The sequence below is a fragment of the Methylorubrum sp. POS3 genome, assembly GCF_043352485.1.
GTDB classification, from domain to species: Bacteria; Pseudomonadota; Alphaproteobacteria; order Rhizobiales; family Beijerinckiaceae; genus Methylobacterium; species Methylobacterium suomiense.
Genome location: NZ_JAPRBT010000001.1, coordinates 1,117,801 through 1,136,918, shown reverse-complemented (window position 1 = coordinate 1,136,918; position 19,118 = coordinate 1,117,801). Strand labels below are relative to the sequence as shown.

The 19,118-nt window shown below is 69.3% G+C and carries 19 protein-coding genes; 11 read left to right on the top strand and 8 right to left on the bottom strand.

What is annotated here, in order from left to right; all coding sequences use genetic code 11:
• Positions 1 to 5 precede the first annotated feature (5 nt).
• Positions 6 to 1,853 carry an ABC transporter transmembrane domain-containing protein gene (locus tag OWC43_RS05300; protein WP_393955957.1) on the bottom strand — a complete coding sequence of 616 codons (1,848 nt, stop codon included), beginning with the start codon at positions 1,851 to 1,853 and terminating at the stop codon, positions 6 to 8.
• Positions 1,854 to 2,049: 196 nt separating this feature from the next.
• Between OWC43_RS05300 and rpmE the strand changes: the two genes are divergently transcribed.
• Positions 2,050 to 2,304 carry a 50S ribosomal protein L31 gene (rpmE, locus tag OWC43_RS05295; protein ID WP_137827546.1) on the top strand — a complete coding sequence of 85 codons (255 nt, stop codon included), beginning with the start codon at positions 2,050 to 2,052 and terminating at the stop codon, positions 2,302 to 2,304.
• A 110-nt stretch (positions 2,305 to 2,414) separates the two neighbouring features.
• Here the strand turns inward: rpmE and OWC43_RS05290 are convergent, their stop codons facing one another.
• Positions 2,415 to 2,948 carry a DUF1465 family protein gene (locus OWC43_RS05290; protein WP_137827547.1) on the bottom strand — a complete coding sequence of 178 codons (534 nt, stop codon included), beginning with the start codon at positions 2,946 to 2,948 and terminating at the stop codon, positions 2,415 to 2,417.
• Between the two features lie 630 nt (positions 2,949 to 3,578).
• On the opposite strand from OWC43_RS05290, the gene rpmH reads away from it, so the two are divergent.
• The 5 genes from rpmH (at position 3,579) to OWC43_RS05265 (ending at position 7,372) form a co-directional block, all read left to right on the top strand.
• Complete coding sequence (gene rpmH / locus OWC43_RS05285) at positions 3,579 to 3,713, top strand: 50S ribosomal protein L34 (protein ID WP_012253788.1); 135 nt, start codon at positions 3,579 to 3,581, stop codon at positions 3,711 to 3,713.
• A gap of 78 nt (positions 3,714 to 3,791) precedes the next feature.
• Positions 3,792 to 4,295, top strand: a complete 504-nt coding sequence (gene rnpA / locus OWC43_RS05280) for a ribonuclease P protein component (RefSeq protein ID WP_393955956.1) — start codon at positions 3,792 to 3,794, stop codon at positions 4,293 to 4,295.
• Positions 4,288 to 6,123, top strand: coding sequence for a membrane protein insertase YidC (gene yidC / locus OWC43_RS05275; protein WP_238307919.1), 1,836 nt, complete (start codon positions 4,288 to 4,290; stop codon positions 6,121 to 6,123). Before rnpA ends, yidC begins: the two co-directional genes overlap by 8 nt.
• Before the next feature lie 230 nt (positions 6,124 to 6,353).
• Positions 6,354 to 7,013: a ribosome biogenesis GTP-binding protein YihA/YsxC gene (gene yihA, locus OWC43_RS05270; RefSeq protein ID WP_393955955.1), complete on the top strand. Its 660-nt coding sequence runs from the start codon at positions 6,354 to 6,356 to the stop codon at positions 7,011 to 7,013.
• Entirely contained in the window at positions 7,010 to 7,372 is a 363-nt protein-coding gene (locus OWC43_RS05265) for a DUF423 domain-containing protein (RefSeq protein WP_393955954.1), read from the top strand. Before yihA ends, OWC43_RS05265 begins: the two co-directional genes overlap by 4 nt.
• Positions 7,373 to 7,496: 124 nt before the next feature.
• Here the strand turns inward: OWC43_RS05265 and OWC43_RS05260 are convergent, their stop codons facing one another.
• A complete protein-coding gene (locus OWC43_RS05260) occupies positions 7,497 to 8,924 on the bottom strand; it encodes a short-chain fatty acid transporter (protein ID WP_137827552.1) in 1,428 nt (475 codons plus the stop codon).
• Positions 8,925 to 9,013: 89 nt separating this feature from the next.
• The gene (locus OWC43_RS05255; protein ID WP_137827553.1) at positions 9,014 to 9,688 is read right to left on the bottom strand and encodes a metallophosphoesterase family protein; all 675 of its coding nucleotides are present in this window, start codon (positions 9,686 to 9,688) and stop codon (positions 9,014 to 9,016) included.
• Positions 9,689 to 9,953: 265 nt separating this feature from the next.
• Here OWC43_RS05255 and OWC43_RS05250 point away from each other — a divergent pair, with 265 nt between their 5' ends.
• Positions 9,954 to 10,394 (top strand): hypothetical protein, encoded by a 441-nt coding sequence (locus OWC43_RS05250; protein ID WP_393955953.1) that lies wholly within the window; start codon positions 9,954 to 9,956, stop codon positions 10,392 to 10,394.
• A 95-nt stretch (positions 10,395 to 10,489) separates the two neighbouring features.
• Here OWC43_RS05250 and clpB read toward each other — a convergent pair whose 3' ends face one another.
• Positions 10,490 to 13,120, bottom strand: a complete 2,631-nt coding sequence (gene clpB / locus OWC43_RS05245; RefSeq protein ID WP_393955952.1) for an ATP-dependent chaperone ClpB — start codon at positions 13,118 to 13,120, stop codon at positions 10,490 to 10,492.
• A 254-nt stretch (positions 13,121 to 13,374) separates the two neighbouring features.
• Entirely contained in the window at positions 13,375 to 14,169 is a 795-nt protein-coding gene (locus tag OWC43_RS05240; protein WP_393955951.1) for an MOSC domain-containing protein, read from the bottom strand.
• 144 nt (positions 14,170 to 14,313) lie between these two features.
• Between OWC43_RS05240 and OWC43_RS05235 the strand changes: the two genes are divergently transcribed.
• The gene (locus OWC43_RS05235) at positions 14,314 to 15,090 is read left to right on the top strand and encodes an MOSC domain-containing protein (protein ID WP_393955950.1); all 777 of its coding nucleotides are present in this window, start codon (positions 14,314 to 14,316) and stop codon (positions 15,088 to 15,090) included.
• Positions 15,091 to 15,141: 51 nt separating this feature from the next.
• Here OWC43_RS05235 and OWC43_RS05230 read toward each other — a convergent pair whose 3' ends face one another.
• The gene (locus tag OWC43_RS05230; RefSeq protein ID WP_393955949.1) at positions 15,142 to 15,369 is read right to left on the bottom strand and encodes a hypothetical protein; all 228 of its coding nucleotides are present in this window, start codon (positions 15,367 to 15,369) and stop codon (positions 15,142 to 15,144) included.
• Positions 15,370 to 15,563: 194 nt separating this feature from the next.
• On the opposite strand from OWC43_RS05230, the gene argB reads away from it, so the two are divergent.
• From argB to OWC43_RS05215, 3 genes are all read left to right on the top strand, one after another.
• On the top strand, positions 15,564 to 16,460 hold the full coding sequence (argB, locus tag OWC43_RS05225; protein WP_137827559.1) for an acetylglutamate kinase: 897 nt from the start codon (positions 15,564 to 15,566) through the stop codon (positions 16,458 to 16,460).
• Positions 16,461 to 16,615: 155 nt separating this feature from the next.
• Entirely contained in the window at positions 16,616 to 17,356 is a 741-nt protein-coding gene (locus tag OWC43_RS05220) for a pyrimidine 5'-nucleotidase (protein ID WP_393955948.1), read from the top strand.
• Positions 17,353 to 17,781 (top strand): metallopeptidase family protein, encoded by a 429-nt coding sequence (locus OWC43_RS05215; RefSeq protein ID WP_137827561.1) that lies wholly within the window; start codon positions 17,353 to 17,355, stop codon positions 17,779 to 17,781. Before OWC43_RS05220 ends, OWC43_RS05215 begins: the two co-directional genes overlap by 4 nt.
• Before the next feature lie 38 nt (positions 17,782 to 17,819).
• Here OWC43_RS05215 and OWC43_RS05210 read toward each other — a convergent pair whose 3' ends face one another.
• Positions 17,820 to 19,052: a peptide ABC transporter permease gene (locus OWC43_RS05210; RefSeq protein ID WP_137827562.1), complete on the bottom strand. Its 1,233-nt coding sequence runs from the start codon at positions 19,050 to 19,052 to the stop codon at positions 17,820 to 17,822.
• Between the last annotated feature and the right edge of the window lie 66 nt (positions 19,053 to 19,118).

The window sequence follows — 19,118 nt, the reverse complement described above, 5'->3', positions numbered from 1 at the left end:
GCGCCCTACTCCGCGGCGACCTTCGGGCCGGGATCGCGGGCGCGAGCGCTCTCGTCGAAGGCGTCGGTGAATTGCAGGCTCGCGAGTTGCGCGTAGAGGCGCCCTTCCGCCAGCAGGCTCTCGTGGGTGCCTTCCTCGACGATGCGGCCGCCGTCGAACACGAGGATGCGGTCGGCGGCGCGGATCGTGGCCAGCCGATGGGCGATGACGAGGGTGGTACGCCCCTGCATCAGCCGGTCGAGGGCGGTCTGGACCGCGCGCTCGCTCTCGGCATCGAGCGCCGAGGTCGCCTCGTCGAGGAGCAGGACCGGGGCATCCTTGAGGATCGCGCGGGCGATGGCGATCCGCTGGCGCTGGCCGCCGGAGAGCGTGGTGCCGCGCTCGCCCAGCAGCGTCGCGTAGCCCTGCGGCAGGGCGCGGACGAACCCGTCCGCATTGGCGAGCCGCGCCGCCTCCTCGATCTGCGCATCGCTCGCCTCCGGCCGGCCGTAGCGGATATTCTCCGTGACCGTCCCGGAGAACACCACCGGGTCCTGCGGCACCAGCGACAGGCGGGCGCGCAAGGCGTCGAGATCGGCCTCGGGCAGGCGCACGCCGTCGAGACGCACCGCGCCCTCGTCCGGATCGTAGAACCGCAGCAGCAATTGCAGCACCGTGGTCTTGCCGGCCCCCGAGGGACCGACGAGCGCCACCCGCTCGCCGGGGGCCACCGTCAGGGAGACGCCGTCGAGCGCCGCGTGTTCGGGCCGGGTCGGGTAGCGGAAGCGCACATTCTCGAAACTGAGCGCACCGCGGGCCGGGCTCGGCAGCGGGGTCGGCGTCTTCGGCGACTGGATCACCGGCTCGGTGGCGAGAATCTCGCCGAGACGCTCGGCGGCACCTGCGGCCTGGGCGAGTTCGCCATAGACTTCCGAGAGCTGGCCGAGCGCGCTCGCGCCGAACACCGCGTAGAGCACGAATTGCGAGAGCTGGCCGGCGGAGGTGGTGCCCGCCAGCACGCCCTTGGCGCCGTACCACATCACGCCGACGACCGAGGCCGAGATCAGGAAGATCGCCACGCCGGTCAGCAAGGCGCGGGCCGTGATCGAGGCACGCGCCGCCCCGTAGGCGTTCTCGGAAGCCGCGGCGAAGCGCTCCGCGGTGGTGCGACCCATGCCGAAGGCCTGCATCGTGCGGATCGCCCCGACCGCCTCCGCGGCATAGGCCGAGGCGTCGGCGAGGCGATCCTGCGCGGCCCGCGAGCGGCGGCGCACGCCGCGTCCGGACACGATCAGGGGGAACACGATGAGCGGGATCGCCGCCAGCACGAGGATCGACAGGCCGGGGCTCGTCCACACCATCATCACGACGGCGCCGACGAACAGGAACAGGTTGCGCAGCAGGATCGAGATCGAGACGCCGAACACCGCCTTGACCTGGGTGGCGTCCGCCGTCAGCCGCGAGACGATCTCGCCCGATTGCGATTTGTCGAAGAAGGTCGGGTCGAGACTCGTCAGCCGGGCGAACACCGCCGAGCGCAGATCCGCGACGACCCGCTCGCCCAGGGTCACCACCGAGTAGTAGCGGCCCGCGCTCGACACCGCGAGCACCGCCACGACCCCGAGCAGGGCCAGGAAATAGGAATTGATGAAGACCTGGCCTTCCGGCGAGAAGCCGTGATCGATCACCCGCCGGATCGCCACGGGCACCACCAGCGTCGCGCCCGAGGCCGCGATCAGCGAGATCAAGGCCGCCAGGATGCGGCCGCGGTAGCGGGCAGCGAACGGGACCAGGGGTCTCAGCGCGCCGAGCGGCGCTTTTCCTCGACCGGTCGCGTCCGCGGCTCCGGACATCCCCTCACGCGCGCGGGCCATCGTTCCTCGTCATCGTTTCTTCTCTTCGTGCCATGTCGTCGTGCCATGTCATACGCCGCAGCGTGTCTCGGCGTCTCTTGTCCACCCTCAGGCGCTGAGGTATAGGCGCGCCCTCAACCGAATGCGCGCGATCTTTTGCCCTAGGCCGGTTTCCTCGGCGGCGAGGCCGGACGGCGTGCTACCTCAGGAATGCGTCATGGCAAAGAATGCGGCCGATAAGGCCAAGGGGACCGAACACCCCGACTACCACTTCATCAAGGTCGTGATGACCGACGGCACCGAGTACCGGACCCGCTCCACCTACGGCAAGGAAGGCGACGTCCTCAACCTCGACATCGATCCGACGACGCACCCGGCCTGGACCGGCGGCGAGCAGAAGATGCTCGATCGCGGCGGCCGCGTGTCGCGCTTCAACAACCGCTTCGCCGGCCTCGGCTTCGGCAAGAAGTGATTCTCGTGCGATCGGGCCGCTGCCCGATTCGCTGAAACGGCGCCGCTTGCGGCGCCGTTTTCGTTTGTCGGCCCTGTCCGATCAGGGTCGAGGTCAGGCCGCAGCGGAGGCTACTCGCCCCCGAACGCCGCGCGCAGGCGCCCGAACTGTGCCGTCACCGGGCTCTCCAGCGGCGCCGGCGCCGGCCGATCCTCGCTGATCAGTTGATCGAGATGCAGGATGCGGGTGTGGAGGCGACGGGAGCGCCGCACCAGATCCTGAAGCCGCAGGGGCAGAGCCGCGAAGGTCGCGCTCGATTCGGCGGGGATCCGCTCGGGCTCGTTGAGCTTCACCCGGGTCTTCTCTTCCTGCGCCTGCACCAGGGTCAATTCCCCTTCCGAGACCGCGCGCTGCACGAGGAGCCAGGACGCGATCTGCATCAAGCGGGTCGTCAGGCGCATGCTCTCGCTGGCATAGGCGAGCGTCGCATCGCGGGAGATCAGGCGCGATTCGGCGCGGCCCTCGCCATCGAGATAGGCCGCCGTCTCCTCGACCAGCAGCATGCCCTCGCGGAACAGCGTACGGAACCCCTCCGAGGCCACGTAGGACTCGCCGAAGCTCACCCAATGGCGCTCGTCCCGGAACGTGACGTCGAACTCGGTCATCCTGCCTCCTGTGCCGCGCTGCTCACGGTTTCGTCCCGAAACGGGACGGGTTCTGTGCGGCTGCGGCCATCGGCGCAACTGTAGCGCCGTTTGGGGCCAGCGAGGGGCTTCACGAAGTTTTAACGTTAACAGGCCGGCGTCGACCGGCCGCTCCCGGCCTGCGAAAGGCCAAAAAAAAGCCGCTCCACGGAGCGGCTTGTCGTGAGTCTACAGGGAGGCTTCAAACAGAGCGGATGGAAGACCCACTCAGGATCCAGACAATCTGGATGTGCCTCTTGATATCCTGGAAAGGTTAATTGCCGGTTAAGCGACGGGGACCGGTCCGGGCTCGGCATTCCGAGATGCCGCATGCGCACCGAGGGCGAGACAAAGCCGGGCATCCACCACCTCGGCGAGGATCGAAGGCCCCAGGTTCCCGCGCAAACCGGATCGGACTCGCAGGCGCGGGTTCGCATCCGACATGCCCCTCGACATTGACTTGGGGCGCCCCCTCCTCCATAAGCCGCGCCATTGCGATGCGGCGCCCCGTCCGGGCGCCCTTCGCGTTTGCAGATCCCATTTCGAGGCTCGACGCCGGTCCGCGCGCTTCCAGCGCCGCCGGGCCGTTACCTCGGCCGCCGGAGACCCGCCATGAAGAGAACTTACCAGCCCAGCAAGCTTGTCCGGAAGCGCCGTCACGGCTTCCGCGCGCGCATGGCCACCGCCGGCGGCCGCAAGGTCATTGCCGCCCGCCGCGCGCACGGCCGCAAGCGCCTCTCCGCCTGATCGATGGACCGGCGCCGCCCCTCGGGCGGTGCCGCATCGCCGTCCCGCCCGCCCGGCGGGACCGGCCTCGGAGCGCCCGTGTCGACGATCCGCCGACTCCGGCGGCGCCCGGACTTCCTGGCCGCTGCCGGGGGCCGGCGCTTCCACACCGAGCGCCTCAGTGCGCAAGGGCGCTTGCGCGAGCCGGATGAGGAGCGCGACGGCGCCCGCGCCGAGGGCCTGTTCCTCGGCTTCACCATCACCAAGCGCGTGGGCCATGCGACCGAACGCAACCGGATTCGCCGCCGCCTGCGCAGCGCGCTCGTCCTCGTGGCCGATGATGCGCCCGAGATCGGTGCCGACGTGGTCGTGATCGCCCGCCGCCCCGCCCTCGATGCTCCCTTCGAGAGCCTCGTCGAGGATCTGCGCCGAGCCCTGCGCACGGTGACGCGGCCGCCCGGCCCCAAGCCTGCCGGTGCTAAGCCCACCCACTCTCCCGACCGTCCGAATCCGGTCCGTGGCCCCCGCCGCGGCCGAAATCGGGCTGCCGGCCCCTCCCCCCTTCCCGTATCGATGGCGCCTGACGGATCGACCGATGGGTAACGACAAGACGAACATGTTCGTCGCGATCGCCTTGTCTCTGGTGGTCCTGCTCGGCTGGCACTACTTCGTGACCGGCCCGGCGACCGAGAGGCAGCGGCAGGCGGCGGCCCAGAGCCAGAGCACCCAGCCGGGCGCTCCGACCGCCGACGGCGTGCCGGCCCCGAGCCCGCGCGAGGGCGGCCCCTCGGCCCCCGTGCCCGGCACGCTGCCGACTCCGGCCGGTCCGGTCTCGCGCGAGGACGCCCTCGCCCGCTCGGCTCGGCTGCGGATCGACACGCCCGCGCTCTACGGTTCGGTCGCCCTGAAGGGCGCCCGCATCGACGACGTGAGCCTCAAGAATTACCACGAGACCGTGAGCGACGAGAGCCCGCGCATCGTCCTGCTCTCGCCGACGGGAAGCCCGAATCCCTATTATGCCGAGTTCGGCTGGGTCGGCCAGAACGCCGGTCCCCTGCCGAATGCCGAGACGGTGTGGACGGCCGACGGCGATCTGCTGGCGCCCGGCAAGCCGGTGACGCTGAGCTGGGAGAACGGCCAGGGCCTGACCTTCAAGCGCATCCTCGCGGTCGACGACAAGTTCATGTTCACGGTCCGCGACGAGGTCGAGAACAAGTCGGCCAACGCGGTCACGCTCTATCCCTACAGCCTCGTCTCCCGCTGGGGTAAGCCGCACACCCAGGGCTACTACGTGCTGCACGAGGGCCTGATCGGCTGGCTCGGCGACGACCGCCTGCAGGAATACAGCTACGACGCCCTCGCCAAGGAGCCCGCCTATGGCGGCCCCAACACCCGCGGCAAGGCGTGGTCGAACGTGACCGGCGGCTGGGTCGGCATCACCGACAAGTACTGGGCGGCGGCGGCGATCCCCGAGCAGGACAAGCCCTTCACCGGCGCTTATACCGAGCGCACCGACGGAGCCACCAAGGTCTACCAGACCAGCGTGCGCGGCGACGCCGTTTCGGTGGCGCCGGGGGCCTCCTCGGCCACCACCCAGCGCCTGTTCGCCGGGGCCAAGGAAGTCAACCAGATCAACGAGTACAAGCGCGATCTTGGCATCCGCGAGTTCGACTCGATGATCGATTGGGGCTGGTTCTGGTTCCTGACCAAGCCGATGTTCCGCGCGCTCGACTTCTTCTTCCATCTCGCGGGCAATTTCGGCGTCTCGATCCTGCTCGTGACCCTGATCCTGAAGATCTTCTTCCTGCCGATCGCCAACCGCTCCTACGTCTCCATGGCCAAGATGAAGGCCGTGCAGCCCGAGATGACCTCCATCCGGGAGCGGTACAAAGACGACAAGATGAAGCAACAACAGGCGATGATGGAGCTGTACAAGAAGGAGAAGATCAATCCGGTCGCCGGCTGCTGGCCGGTGCTGATCCAGATCCCGGTCTTCTTCGCGCTGTACAAGGTCCTGTTCATCACCATCGAGATGCGGCACGCGCCGTTCTTCGGCTGGATTCAGGACCTCGCCGCGCCCGATCCGACGAGCCTGCTGAACCTGTTCGGTCTGCTGCCGTTCGCGGCGCCCGACTTCGTCCATATCGGCGTGTGGCCGATCATCATGGGCGTGACGATGTTCGTCCAGATGAAGATGAACCCCGCGCCGCCGGACCCGGTCCAGGCGCAGGTCTTCACCTTCATGCCGATCATCTTCACCTTCATGCTCGGCTCGTTCCCGGCCGGCCTGGTGATCTACTGGGCCTGGAACAACCTGCTCTCGGTGATCCAGCAATACGTCATCATGCGCCGCAACGGCGTGAAGGTGGAATTGTGGGACAACCTCAGAGGCACGTTCAAGCGCAACAAGGGCGCCCCGGCCAAGAGCTGACGCCCACCGGCGTGACGGCCCGCCCGCTCGAACGCGGCGCGGGCCTCGCGCTCTCGGATCTCGGGTCTGCCCGAGATCCAAATCCGGTCCACCCCGCTTGACGAAGCCCATCCGAGGGGTGCGGCGGCAGGAGGTGGTCGGTCCGCGAGAGGGCACTGCGGCGCCTCCCGCACCATCCTGACGCCTCATCCCTCCCCACGAAGGAGAGGGACATCAGCGGCCCCGATCCCATGACTGACGCCGCAACCGACGACCCCACCCCGGAGCTGCTCGAAGCCGGCCGCCTGCTCTTCGCCGGCTCGGCCGATTTCACCTCGGCCGCCCCCGCGCTCGGTGCGCTGCCGCCGATGGATGGCGTCGAGATCGCCTTTGCCGGCCGTTCGAATGTCGGCAAGTCGAGCCTCGTCAACGCCCTGACTGGGCGCAACACCCTAGCGCGCACCTCGCACACGCCGGGCCGCACCCAGCAGCTCAACTTCTTCCGGATCGGCGAGCGGTTCACCCTGGTCGACATGCCGGGCTACGGCTACGCCCAGGTCGAGAAGGCCAAGGTCGAGGCCTGGACCAAGCTGATCCACGCCTATCTCAAGGGCCGCTCGAACCTCGCCCGCGTCTACGTGCTGATCGATTCGCGCCACGGGCTGAAGGAGATCGATACCGCCCTCCTCGACGGGCTCGACAAGGCCGCAGTCTCCTACCAGCTCGTCCTGACCAAGGGCGATGCCCTCAAGAAGTCCGAGATCGACAAGCGCATCGAGGGCATCCGCACGGCGCTGGCCCGTCGCCCGGCGGCCTATCCTGAAGTACTGCTGACCTCGAGCCGCGACGACCGCGGCGTGGCGGAGCTGCGCGCCAGCATCGCCCGCCTGCTGCAGGAGCGCGGCGCGTGACCGGCCTCGATCGCGCGCTCGCGGCCCTGGCCGCGCTGACGGGCCTCCTCGGCGTCGCCGCCAGCGCGGCCGCCGCGCATACGAGCGGCGGCGAGACGCTGAAGACCGCCGCACAGTTCCTGCTGTTCCACGCCCCCGCCATCCTGGCGCTCGTCGGGTTCGCCGCCGCGGGCGTGACCCGTGGCGCCCTCACCCGCGCCGCCGCGGGCGCGCTGGTGCTCGGGCTCGCGCTGTTCTCCGGCGACCTCGCCATGCGGGCGCTGGTCGGTCAGCCGCTCTTCCCGATGGCGGCACCGACGGGCGGAGTCGTGCTGATGGCGGGCTGGCTCCTCGCCGCCGTGGCTGTCCTAATTCCGTAACGAGTTCCCAGAGGGCGAGCCCTCTGGCGGGGCGCCGGGGCAGCGCCCCGGTTTCCCTTCACCAGGGCTCGGTCCTGGACCTGCGAGAGGACTTGTCCTTTCGAAACCCGGATCAGGGCGCGCCCTACGGAATGACCGGCGGGTGGTAGGTCAGCGTGAAGGCGAGCGCCCAGAGCAGGAACAACACCAGCGGCAGGTGGACGATAAGCTGCAGGAAGCTGAAGCCGACGATGTCGCGCGCCTTCAGACCGAGGATGCCGAGCAACGGCAGCATGAAGAACGGATTGATGAGGTTCGGCAGCGCTTCGGCCGCGTTGTAGACCTGCACCGCCCAGCCGAGGTGGACCTTCAGCTCGTTCGCCGCCTGCATCACGTAGGGCGCTTCCAACAGCCACTTGCCGCCGCCGGAGGGAATGAAGAAGCCGAGCAGCGCCGAGTAGACGCCCATGGCGAGCGGGAACGAGCCCTGCGTGTTCAGCGCCACGAAGGCGTGGGCGATGACGTCCGAGAGGCTGTGGCCGGCGGCATTCTTGGCGCCCGTCAGGATCGCCGCGATGGCGGCGTAGAACGGGAACTGGATCAGGATACCGGCGGTGGCCGGCACCGCCTTGCCGAGCGCCACCAGGAAGCGCTTGGGTCGCCAGTGCAGCACGAAGCCGGTCATCAGGAACAGGAAATTGTAGGTGTTGAGGCTGGAGATCGCGATCATCCAGTCCTGCCGCGAGAATTCCTGGATCAGCCAGCCGGCGGCCAACAGACCGATCAGCACCGTCAGGATCGGCGCGTGCTCGAGCCACTCGCCGGGCTGCTTCGGCGGCTCGACCGTCTGCTCCTCCTTCGTCACGTCGACGCCGAGATCCTGGGCCGTCACCGCCGTGTCCGGCCCCGGCGCCGAGGCGATCGCGATCACCGCCGAGATGACCACGAGGATCACGGTGATCAGCATCGATTGCCAGAGGAAGATGGTCTCGCTGAACGGGATTACGCCGGTGATCTGCAGCAGGCCCGGTGGCAGGCTTTTGGGGTTCGCCTGAAGCTGCGCGGCGGACGAGGAGAGGCCCATCGCCCAAGTGGCGCCCAAGCCTAGATAGGCGGCGGCGCCCGCCGCGCGGTAATCCATCCGCAGGTCGGTGCGGCGGGCCAGGGCGCGGGCCAGCAGGCCGCCGAAGATCAGGCTCAGGCCCCAGCTGAGGAGCGAGGACAGCATGGTGGCGAGCGCCACGTAGCCGATGGCGCCGCGGCCGGTCTTCGGCACCAGCGCCATCCGCTCGATCAGCGCTTGCACGGGGGCGGAGGTCGCCACCACGTAGCCGCCGATGGTGACGAACACCATCTGCATGGTGAAGGGGATCAGGCTCCAGAAACCGTCGCCGAAGCTCTTCGTCACCGCCTGGACCGGCGCCCCGTTGAGGAGTGCTGCGCCCGCCACGATCACCACCGCGATCGCCACGAAGACGAAGGCGTCGGGGAACCACTTCTCCGCCCAGTCGGTGAAGCGAAGCGCGAGGCGGGCGAGCGCGCTGTCCTCGCGGCGTCGGCTGTCCGGCGTCATGGTCGTTTCGTCCGCATCCCCGGCACTCTCCGTTGCCGTCGGCCAAGGTATGCAGCGGAAGCGGAGCCAGTCTCAAGGGCGCGGGGGTTTCACCGGGCCGGAACACTCAAGATTTCGGTAGGACCGTCCTGCCCCGGCGTGAAGATGCCGGCCGTGAGGGCGTTGCCGTAGACGGCACCGGTGTCGAGATTGGTGCGGAACCGCAGCCGCTCCGGTCCGCCGCGCGTCTGCGGCGTGTGGCCGTGGACGACGTGGCGGCCGAAATCGTGATCCGCCGAGAGGAACGGCTCGCGCATCCACAGATGCACCTCGGGATCGGGATCCGGCACCTCGGCATCGGGCCGGAAGCCGGCATGGACGTACCAGCGCCGGGCATCCGAGTGGAGCGTCGGCAGCGCCTCGATCCAATCGAGCACGTCGCCGGGAATTTCCTCCGGCCCGGCGACGTCGAAGGAGGTCAGCGTCGCCGCCCCGCCATTGGCCCGCCAGAGGTCGAGGGCGCCGGGCTCGTGCAGCGTCTTCAGCAGCATCGCCTCGTGGTTGCCCATCAGGCAGACCACGGCGTCGGGCTCGCGCCATTGGAGCTTGCGCAACGTCTCGATCACCCGGGCGCTGTCCGGCCCGCGGTCGATATAGTCGCCGAGGAAGACGAGCTTGCGGGTACGGCCCGCGGCATGCGCGTCGATACGGTCGAGCAGCGTGTCGAGGAGGTCGGCACAGCCATGGATGTCGCCGATGGCGTAGGTGAGCGTCTCGGCGGTCATGGGCTCGTTGTCGGTGGAATCATGGGCCGGGGCAAGGGTGCCCTCGGAGGAGCGGCGGAGGATGCGGCTCGCCCAGTCCCTGCGCCCGATCGGACCGGGCGCAGCAGGGGTAGTCCGGATGCTCCGGGAGCGGCGCCACCGGCCCAGACGTTTCAACCCTATCAACCATCCCCGGCACCGAGGGCGACGTTCGACGAACCCGGATCGTGCGCGTGCCCCGACACGCCCGGTCGGCGAGCCCGGGATCTTGAGAGAGGGTACGACCATGCAAATCGTACGCGTCGCCTTCCTCGTTGCCGCCGCGCTGCCGGCGGCTCAGGCCGCCGCCCAAGACGGGGGCAGGAGCATGCTGGACAAGCTGAGGGCCGCCCCCGCTCCGGAGCAGCAGCGGGATCTCGACACCATGACCCTCGCCTCGGCCCATCGCGAGCGGGCGGAATCGATCGAGCAGCGAACCTCGGGCTTGTGGCAGTCCTGGCTCGTCTCGGTCTGCGAAGGCTGCGGCCCTGAACGCCGCTCCTACTCGGACCGCGACGCACAGGAACTCATGCGCCGGGCCGCTGACGACTCGGCGAAGCGGCAAGGTGAAAAGAAGTACCTGTACTCCCCGCCCATCCGCCCGGCCCGCGCCAGCGCGTCGGGCAGTATCTATAGCGATCTCTCGACGAACAACATCGAGCAGATCCGGCGCGACCCGAACCGGTAGACGGTCGGGCCCCGGGCCCGCCCTGACCGGGGGACGCAGGCCCCCGCGTCGTCCGGGCCGACCGGCCGATGACGTGCCGCTCGGCCCTTATTGGTTCAGTTCAGCAGCACGCCCGCCGGGCGGCGGGTGCCGCCGACCGGGACGCCGCCGACCGTGAGCCCTTCGGGCCCGACCCGCACCGGCACCGCCTCGCCGTCATGGACGCGGCCGGCGAGCAGGGCTTCGGCGAGCGGATCCTGCACGCTCTTCTGGATCACCCGCTTGAGCGGACGCGCCCCGTAGGCCGGGTCGTAGCCCTTGTCGGCGAGCCAGGTGCGCGCCTCCTCGTCCACGTCGAGGGCGATCTTGCGATCCTCCAAGAGCTTGCCGAGGCGGCCGAGCTGGATGTCGACGATCGCGCCCATCTCCGACCGCGCGAGGCGGTGGAACAGGATGATCTCGTCGACCCGGTTCAGGAATTCGGGCCGGAAGTGACTCCGCACCACGCCCATCACCTCGTCCCGGACGGCGTCGGTGTCCTGGCCCGCGGGCTGGTTCACCAGATACTCCGCCCCGAGATTCGAGGTCATGATGAGGAGCGTGTTGCGGAAATCGACCGTGCGGCCCTGCCCGTCCGTCAGGCGCCCGTCGTCGAGCACCTGCAGCAGGACGTTGAACACGTCCGGATGCGCCTTCTCCACCTCGTCGAACAGCACGACCTGATAGGGCCGACGCCGCACGGCCTCGGTGAGCGCACCGCCCTCCTCGTAGCCGACATAGCCCGGAGGCGCGCCGATGAGGCGGGCGACCGCGTGCTTCTCCATGTACTCGGACATGTCGATGCGCACCAACGCCGTGTCGTCGTCGAACAGGAAGCCGGCCAACGCCTTGGTCAGCTCGGTCTTGCCGACGCCGGTCGGCCCCAGGAACATGAACGAGCCGATCGGCCGGTTCGGATCCTGCAGGCCGGCGCGCGCCCGGCGGACCGCGGTCGAGACCGCCTCCACCGCCTCGCGCTGACCGACGACGCGCCGGGCGAGGGTGTCCTCCATCGCCAGCAGCTTCTCGCGCTCGCCCTCCAGCATCTTGTCGACGGGCACGCCGGTCCAGCGCGAGACGACGCCCGCGATATGGGCCGGCGTCACCGCCTCCTCGACCATGCCGTCGCGGTCGGAGCCGCCATCGGCCGCCGCCTCGATCTCGGAAAGCCGCTTCTCGAGGCCGGGAATCACGCCGTAGGCGAGCTCACCCGCCCGCTGATACTGGCCCTGGCGCTGCGCGGCGGCGAGATCGTTGCGGGCCTCGTCGAGCTTCTTCTTCAGCTCGGCGGCGGCGCCCAACTTGTCCTTCTCGGCCTTCCAGCGGGCCGTGATCGAGGCGGATTGCTCCTCCAGATTGGCGAGCTCGCCCTCCAGCCGCACGAGACGGTCGCGGGAGGCGGAATCCGTCTCCTTCTTGAGGGCCTCGGCCTCGATCTTCAGGCGCACGATCTCCCGATCGATCGAGTCGAGTTCCTCCGGCTTCGAATCGACCTGCATGCGCAGGCGCGAGCCGGCCTCGTCGACGAGGTCGATCGCCTTGTCGGGCAGGAAGCGGTCGGTGATGTAGCGGTTCGACAAGGTGGCCGCCGCGACCAGGGCCGAATCCTGGATGCGCACGCCGTGATGCTGCTCGTACTTCTCCTTGATGCCGCGCAGGATCGACACCGTGTCCTCCACGGTGGGCTCGGATACGAAGACGGGCTGGAAGCGCCGCGCCAGCGCCGCGTCCTTCTCGACATGCTTGCGGTACTCGTCGAGCGTGGTGGCGCCGACGCAGTGCAGCTCGCCACGGGCGAGCGCGGGCTTCAGGAGGTTCGACGCGTCCATGGCGCCGTCGGCCTTCCCGGCGCCGACCAGCGTGTGCATCTCGTCGATGAACAGGATGATGCGGCCTTCCGCTGAGGTCACCTCGGACAGCACGCCCTTGAGCCGCTCCTCGAACTCGCCGCGATACTTCGCTCCGGCGATGAGGGCGCCCATGTCGAGGGCGAGCAGGCTCTTCTCCTTCAGGCTCTCCGGCACGTCGCCGTTGACGATGCGCAGGGCCAAGCCCTCGACGATGGCGGTCTTGCCGACGCCGGGCTCACCGATCAGCACGGGGTTGTTCTTGGTGCGGCGCGACAGGACCTGGATCGTGCGGCGGATTTCCTCGTCGCGGCCGATCACCGGATCGAGCTTGCCCTCGCGGGCGGCCTCGGTGAGATCGCGGGCATATTTCTTCAGCGCGTCGTAGGCGTTCTCGGCGCTCGCATTGTCCGCGGTGCGGCCCTTGCGGAGCGCGTTGATCGCGCCGTTGAGCGAGGCTGCGGTGACGCCCGCCGCGGCCAGGATGCGGCCGGCCTCCGAGTCCTTCTCGACCGCGAAGGCGAGCAAGAGCCGCTCGACGGTGACGTAGGAATCGCCCGCCTTCTCGGCCGCCTTCTCGGCGGTGTCGAACAGGCGCACGAGATCGCGCGTCGCCTGGGGCTGGGCGGAATTGCCGGAGACCTTCGGCTGCTTGGCCAGCCATTGCTCGATCTGCGCGTGCGCGACCCGGGACTGGCCGCCGGCACGGTCGATGAGACCGGCGCAGAGCCCTTCGGAATCGTCGAGCAGTACCTTCAGGAGATGGCCGGGCGCGAGCTGCGGATTGCCCTCGCGGACGGCGAGATTCTGCGCTGCCTGGACGAAGCCGCGGGCGCGCTCGGTGTATTTTTCGAAATTCATGCGTGTGTCCTTCCCCGGATCGAATCTTATCCGCCCACTTTTCGCGGCGCGGATCGCTCGATGCTTTGCCCCGCGGGGTCGGCCCCGCCGGAGCGCCGACGCTTCGGAAAGCCGTCGACAGGGGTGAAGTGGGTGTTGCCTTTTCGTAACACAAGGGGGGACGAGGACCCGTAGGCGGGTCCCGTCTGCGGCGTCCTCAAGCCAGGCAATCCGTGGCGCGCGCCGGCCCCATATTCCCCGCCGCGAGGATGGTCTCAGGCAGCGCCGGAGATCGGCGCCGGTGTGCTGACGCGATCGCCGGTGCGCACCTCGCCGTCCCCGAGCACTTCGAGATAGATGCCCAGATCGACATGGCCGAAATGGCGCTTCAGGTCGCGGGGAAGCGTGGTGTCGCGCTCGGCCGTCACCGGGTCGACATCGACGGCGGCGCAGCGCGGCGTCCGGGCCAGGGCCCGGAACCGCAGGCCACCGATGTCGATCTCCTGGCCGACCCAATCCAGTTCGGACCAGGGCGCGAGCCCATCGACATAGATGTTGGCCCGGAAGCGCAGGGGATGAAGAGACCCGCCGTTCCGCTCCTCCAAGGCGCGCACCGAGGCGAGATTGACGAAGGAGACGGCCCGCATGAAGGCCGGGGAGATGACGCTGCCATCGGTGAACTTGTGCCCGTCCGCCCTGACCAGCCGGGGACGGCCTTTGGCGGCGGGGCCGATATAATCCTCGAAGAATCGCTCGACGGCGTCGCGGCCTTCCTCCGTCGAGAGGTCCGCGCGGAGCACGTCATGTCCATCACGGACCACGCTGAGCCATCCGGTCTCGGGGTCGAAGCGCGTGCTGAGCGCCGCCAGGGTCGTATTGCTCCGCAGCATCAGGAAGTAGCCCTTGTCGAGCGGCTCCGGTGCCTGGGGATCGAACGTGGTCGTGCCCAGGGCGAGGGCGTATTCCCGATCATGAGCGAGACCGGCGGCCTGGCTGAGGCCGAGCACGGGCAGCGGCTCGGCGGAGAGGCCCTTGACGGGATAGCGGTACAGAGCGGTGACCTGGGCCATGCGAGCGGAGGCTCCTTCCAGAAGCCAACAGGCTCGCGGATGCGGGCCGCGGACGCCATCCGTAGTTCGTCGTAGGTCTCCCGCGAACGAGAGCGATGGGCGGGACGCTTGCCAAGCCCGGGCGACCGGTTCTAGCCAAGGGCCATGACGACCGACCTCGTGCGCATCGCCGGCCTCTACCGCTACCCCGTGAAGGGCCTCTCGCCGGAGGCTCTGGAGAGCGCGCATCTGGAGACCAGCGGCTATTTTCCCGGTGATCGCCTCTACGCGATCGAGAACGGGCCGTCGGGCTTCAACGAGGTGGCGCCGCGACACCTGCCCAAGGTCGCCTACCTGATGCTGATGCGCAACGAGGCGCTGGCGCGGCTGCGCACCCGCTTCGACGCGACGACGCATCGCTTGGAGATCGAGGAGAACGGGCGGGAGGCCGTCTCGGCCGACCTGGGCACCGAGGAGGGTCGGCAGGCGGTGGCCGACTTCATGAAGGGGTTCGTGCCGCACGAACTGCGCGGCGCGCCGCGGGTGCTGGCCTCTCCGCCCGGATACCGCTTCACCGATGCCCGCGACGGCTACGTCTCCCTCGTCAACCGGGCGAGCGTGCAGGCGGTCGAGGATCTCGTCGGCGCCCCCGTCGACCCCTTGCGCTTCCGCGCCAATCTCTACCTCGACGGGCTGGAGCCCTGGGCGGAGAATGACCTTCTCGGCCGCGTTCTGGAGACGCCGGACGGGCTGCGGCTGAAGCTGGCGCGGCGGACGGTGCGCTGCGCGGCGGTCAACGTCGATCCGGAGACCGGCATCCGCGACCTCGCGATCCCCCTGGCCCTCGACCGCCATCTCGGCCACAGCGATTGCGGCGTCTACGCCGAGGTTCTGAACGGCGGCACCGTGCGGCTGGGCGAGGTTTTGCGCGTGGTCGGCTGAGAGGCGGGTCGACGCGGCGGTATTCCCACTCTCATCCTGAGCCCGGTGCGCTCAGCCCCGGCGGCTTTGGCCGGCGCGGGCGGTGAGCCAGAGCGGTTCCGGCTCGGCGCAGGGGAGGAGCGCGGCGACCGCGTCGAGATCGACCGCGTAGGACTCGGTCAGCTTGCGCCAGATATCGGCTGAGGAGCCGGTGCCCTGACCGAGGCGCTCGACGACGCGGGCGATCAGGCCGGGATGGGTGAGGCTGGGACGCGGTTCGGGAAGATCGGCGTTGAACATGCGAGTCGCCCCCTGGACGTCTTCGAATCATCGCCGAAACAGGGTTAACGAACTGTTGCAGACGCGCCTTATCGGTTCGCGCCTTCGCGTCCGGGTCGCGGCGTATCTGGGCAAGCCGGCGGCTTCGCGTCGCGGCCAGGCTGCGCTAGAAGCCGGGCGCGAATCCGACTGAACCGAGGCGAACGAGCTCTTCGATGACCGATCCGCTGCCGAACGTGCACGTGCGCGCCGAGATCCTGACCCAGGCGCTGCCCCACATGCAGCGCTACGATCAGGAAATCGTCGTCATCAAGTACGGCGGCCACGCCATGGGCGACCCGGCGGCGGCGGAGGATTTCGCCGAGGACATCGTGCTGCTCGAGCAATCCGGGCTGAAGCCCATCGTCGTTCACGGCGGCGGGCCGCAGATCGGCAAGATGCTGGCGCGGCTCGGCATCGAGTCCGAGTTCAAGGGCGGTCTGCGGGTCACCGACGAGGCCACCGTCGAGGTGGTCGAGATGGTTCTGGCCGGTTCGATCAACAAGCAGATCGTCGGCTGGATCGCCGCCGAGGGGGGGCGGGCGATCGGCCTCTGCGGCAAGGATGGCAACATGGTCCGGGCCAAGCGGGCCCTGCGCACGATCAAGGATCCCGACAGCAACATCGAGCAGGCGGTCGATCTCGGCCTCGTCGGCGAGCCGGAGCATGTCGAGCGCGGGGTTCTGGACGCGGTGCTGAAGGCCGAGCTGATCCCGGTGCTCGCTCCCGTGGCCTACGGCGCGGACGGCAAGACCTACAACGTCAACGCCGACACCTTCGCGGGCGCCATCGCCGGTGCGCTGCGGGCCAAGCGCCTGCTGCTGCTCACCGACGTGCCGGGCGTGCTCGACAAGGACAAGAACCTGATCCCCGAACTCTCGGTGGAGGATTGTCGCCGGCTGATCGCCGACGGCACCATCACGGGGGGCATGATCCCGAAGGTCGAGACCTGCATCTACGCCATCGAGCAGGGCGTCGAGGCGGTGGTCATCCTCAACGGCAAGGTGGCCCATGCGGCGCTCCTGGAGCTGTTCACCGATTTCGGTGCCGGCACCCTGATCCGGCGGACCTGAGCGGCGACCCGTGCGGGCCGCATCGGCTTCGTGAAAGCCGGCCGCCATCGTTCGGGCCGATGCTCGCCGCGACGGGCGTGGCGGTGTTCCGCCGCGCTCGGCTTCCTACATCATGGATGGGGCGCCCCCGCCCCATTCTCAGCAGGCTCCGCCTCGTGCTTCTGTCTCCCGAGACCCACTTCACCACCCCGGACGCGCGGGGCTTCTCTCACGTCGACACCTGGGTGTTCGACCTCGACAACACGCTCTACCCGAGCGACGCGCGGGTCTGGCCGCAGGTCGACGAGCGCATCACCCTCTACGTGATGGGGCTCTATGGGCTGGACGGGCTCTCGGCGCGGGCGCTGCAGAAGTATTACTATCACCGCTACGGCACGACCCTGAAGGCGCTGATGGTCGAGGACGGCATCGATCCGCACGCCTTCCTCGATTTCGCCCACGACATCGACCATTCGACCATCCTCCTGGACGAGGCGCTCGGGACGGCCATCGAACAATTGCCGGGCCGGAAACTGATCCTCACCAACGGCTCGCGTCGCCATGCCGAGCGGGTGGCGGACAAGCTCGGCATCCTCGACCATTTCGAGGACGTGTTCGACATCGCGGCGGCCGACTTCGTGCCGAAGCCCGAGAGGATCACCTACGAGCGCTTCCTCGACCGGCACGGGGTCGATCCCCGCCGCGCGGCGCTGTTCGAGGACATCGCCCGCAACCTCGTGGTGCCGCATGATCTCGGCATGGCCACCGTGCTGGTGGTCCCGCCGACGCCGGATCCGTTCCGCGAGCAGTTCGAACAGGAGGCGGTCAAGGAGCCGCATATCGACCACATCACCAGCGACCTCGCGGCCTTCCTGCGCAGCTGCGTGCTCCCGGTCGCGCGGGAGCCGGAGGCGTGAGCCCCTCCGCCGATTGGGCGAGCGCGAAGGCGCCGGATCTCGCCGAGATCGAGGCTCTGGCCGACGCCGCCTTCGCCGCCTTGCCGGACGCGTTCCGGCGCCTCTGCACCGGGGTGCGCATCCATGTCGACGACTTCCCCGACGAGGAGACGCTGACCGAGATGGGATGCGAGACCGCGTTCGATCTCCTCGGGCTGTTCCGCGGCGTCGGCCTCGCACAGGCGGGCGAGGTCGCCACGGGTCAGATGCCGAACGCGGTCTGGCTCTATCGCCGGCCGCTTCTCGACTATTGGGCCGAGCACGACGAGAGCCTGGGCCATCTCGTGACCCACGTCCTCGTCCACGAGATCGGGCACCATTTCGGATTGTCCGACGATGACATGGCGGCGATCGAGGCCGCCGCCGACACGATCCGCGAGCCCTGACCGGCGGCAATCCGGAACCGCGCGACCGGGGCGGCGCCTCAGCCCTGGGCGGGCAAGCGCGGAATCAGCCCGACCTTCGGACGCTTGTGGCGGAACTGTCCGCGCTCGACCGCCACGAAGGTGAAGATCGTCAGCGCCAGCGTCGTCAGCCACCACCCGACGGTGAGGCCGACGCCGACGCAGCCGACCACGAAGGCGGCTGCGAAGGCCGCCATCGCGCAGGGCACCAGGGCGGTCGCGTCGCGGCCCGCCCGGCGGATCGCGCCATGAAGCATGAAGGCGATGGCGAAGGCGCCGACGATGCCGAGCTCGTACCAGACCTCGAACAGCATCGTGGTCGGCGCGTTGGCCGGCACGATGCCGAAGACGCGCCCGCGCAGGGCCGTCTCCAGGCCATGCCCGGTGATGAGCCGCAGGGGCTCCAGCGCCACCAGCTTCTGCCACGCCTTGACGGCCAGCACGCCCGGCGCCACCGGGCCGAACAGGGCCACCCCGATCGGCCGGGCGAGGAAAGGCAGCAGCGGCGCGATCGCCAGCAGGCCCGCGGCGGCGAAAGCCGTGACCTTCACGCCGAGCGACAGGCGCCAGTTGGTGAGGGCGAAGGCGAGCGCCCCGATGGCGAGGGCGAAGAGCGGCATCGAACCCGGCGCCGTCAGCAATGCGCCCGCGACCAGCACCGCCACCACCAGGGATTCGGTGTCGCGGCGGCGCGAACGCAGCCACGCCACCGCGGGCCAAGCCAGCAGGGCGAGCAGCACGCCCCCCCGCTCCAGGGCGCTGTCGCCGTTCGGATTGCCCTTGAGCATGGCGTCGCCGACGAGGCCGATCAGGATGGCGACGATCGAGGCCGTGCCGACGCCGAGCGGCAGGAGGTAGAGATTGGCCGAGCGCATCCGGTCGGGAAGCGCCAGATAGGCCAGCAGCGTCATCACGATGGTGGCGATCAGATTGCCGAAACGCTCGCTCGCCGGCCCCGGGAACGGCGTCCAGATCAGGGTGAGGCCGCACCAGAACACCACCAGCAGCCCGGCCAGGAACGAGGGCGCGGTGAGCAGCCGCCGCAGGGACGGCTGGACCGCGCGCTGGCGCCGATCGATGGCGCTCGCGGTGATGAGCAGAACCACGGCGATGGGGGCGAGCACCACGGTGGCGCGCCGCGACACCTGCGCGGCCACCGGCAGGGCGACGAAGAGGCCGAAGAAGCCCATGCGACGCAGAAGAGCCGCCGCGTCGAGGGCGGGATCCACGGTCGTGTTGGGTGAGCGCGCCATGCGTGGGGACCGGGTCCGGCGAAGACGCGCAGCGCGCTCGCCCTGACCCTACCTAGTGCAGCCACG

Bases quoted from the DNA above. Each gene is read 5' to 3' on its own strand.
- OWC43_RS05300 (WP_393955957.1), bottom strand. From the start codon at position 1,853: ATGGCCCGCGCGCGTGAGGGGATGTCCGGAGCCGCGGACGCGACCGGT.
- rpmE (WP_137827546.1), top strand. From the start codon at position 2,050: ATGGCAAAGAATGCGGCCGATAAGGCCAAGGGGACCGAACACCCCGAC.
- OWC43_RS05290 (WP_137827547.1), bottom strand. From the start codon at position 2,948: ATGACCGAGTTCGACGTCACGTTCCGGGACGAGCGCCATTGGGTGAGC.
- rpmH (WP_012253788.1), top strand. From the start codon at position 3,579: ATGAAGAGAACTTACCAGCCCAGCAAGCTTGTCCGGAAGCGCCGTCAC.
- yidC (WP_238307919.1), top strand. From the start codon at position 4,288: ATGGGTAACGACAAGACGAACATGTTCGTCGCGATCGCCTTGTCTCTG.
- yihA (WP_393955955.1), top strand. From the start codon at position 6,354: ATGACTGACGCCGCAACCGACGACCCCACCCCGGAGCTGCTCGAAGCC.
- OWC43_RS05260 (WP_137827552.1), bottom strand. From the start codon at position 8,924: ATGACGCCGGACAGCCGACGCCGCGAGGACAGCGCGCTCGCCCGCCTC.
- OWC43_RS05255 (WP_137827553.1), bottom strand. From the start codon at position 9,688: ATGACCGCCGAGACGCTCACCTACGCCATCGGCGACATCCATGGCTGT.
- OWC43_RS05250 (WP_393955953.1), top strand. From the start codon at position 9,954: ATGCAAATCGTACGCGTCGCCTTCCTCGTTGCCGCCGCGCTGCCGGCG.
- clpB (WP_393955952.1), bottom strand. From the start codon at position 13,120: ATGAATTTCGAAAAATACACCGAGCGCGCCCGCGGCTTCGTCCAGGCA.
- OWC43_RS05240 (WP_393955951.1), bottom strand. From the start codon at position 14,169: ATGGCCCAGGTCACCGCTCTGTACCGCTATCCCGTCAAGGGCCTCTCC.
- OWC43_RS05235 (WP_393955950.1), top strand. From the start codon at position 14,314: ATGACGACCGACCTCGTGCGCATCGCCGGCCTCTACCGCTACCCCGTG.
- OWC43_RS05230 (WP_393955949.1), bottom strand. From the start codon at position 15,369: ATGTTCAACGCCGATCTTCCCGAACCGCGTCCCAGCCTCACCCATCCC.
- argB (WP_137827559.1), top strand. From the start codon at position 15,564: ATGACCGATCCGCTGCCGAACGTGCACGTGCGCGCCGAGATCCTGACC.
- OWC43_RS05210 (WP_137827562.1), bottom strand. From the start codon at position 19,052: ATGGCGCGCTCACCCAACACGACCGTGGATCCCGCCCTCGACGCGGCG.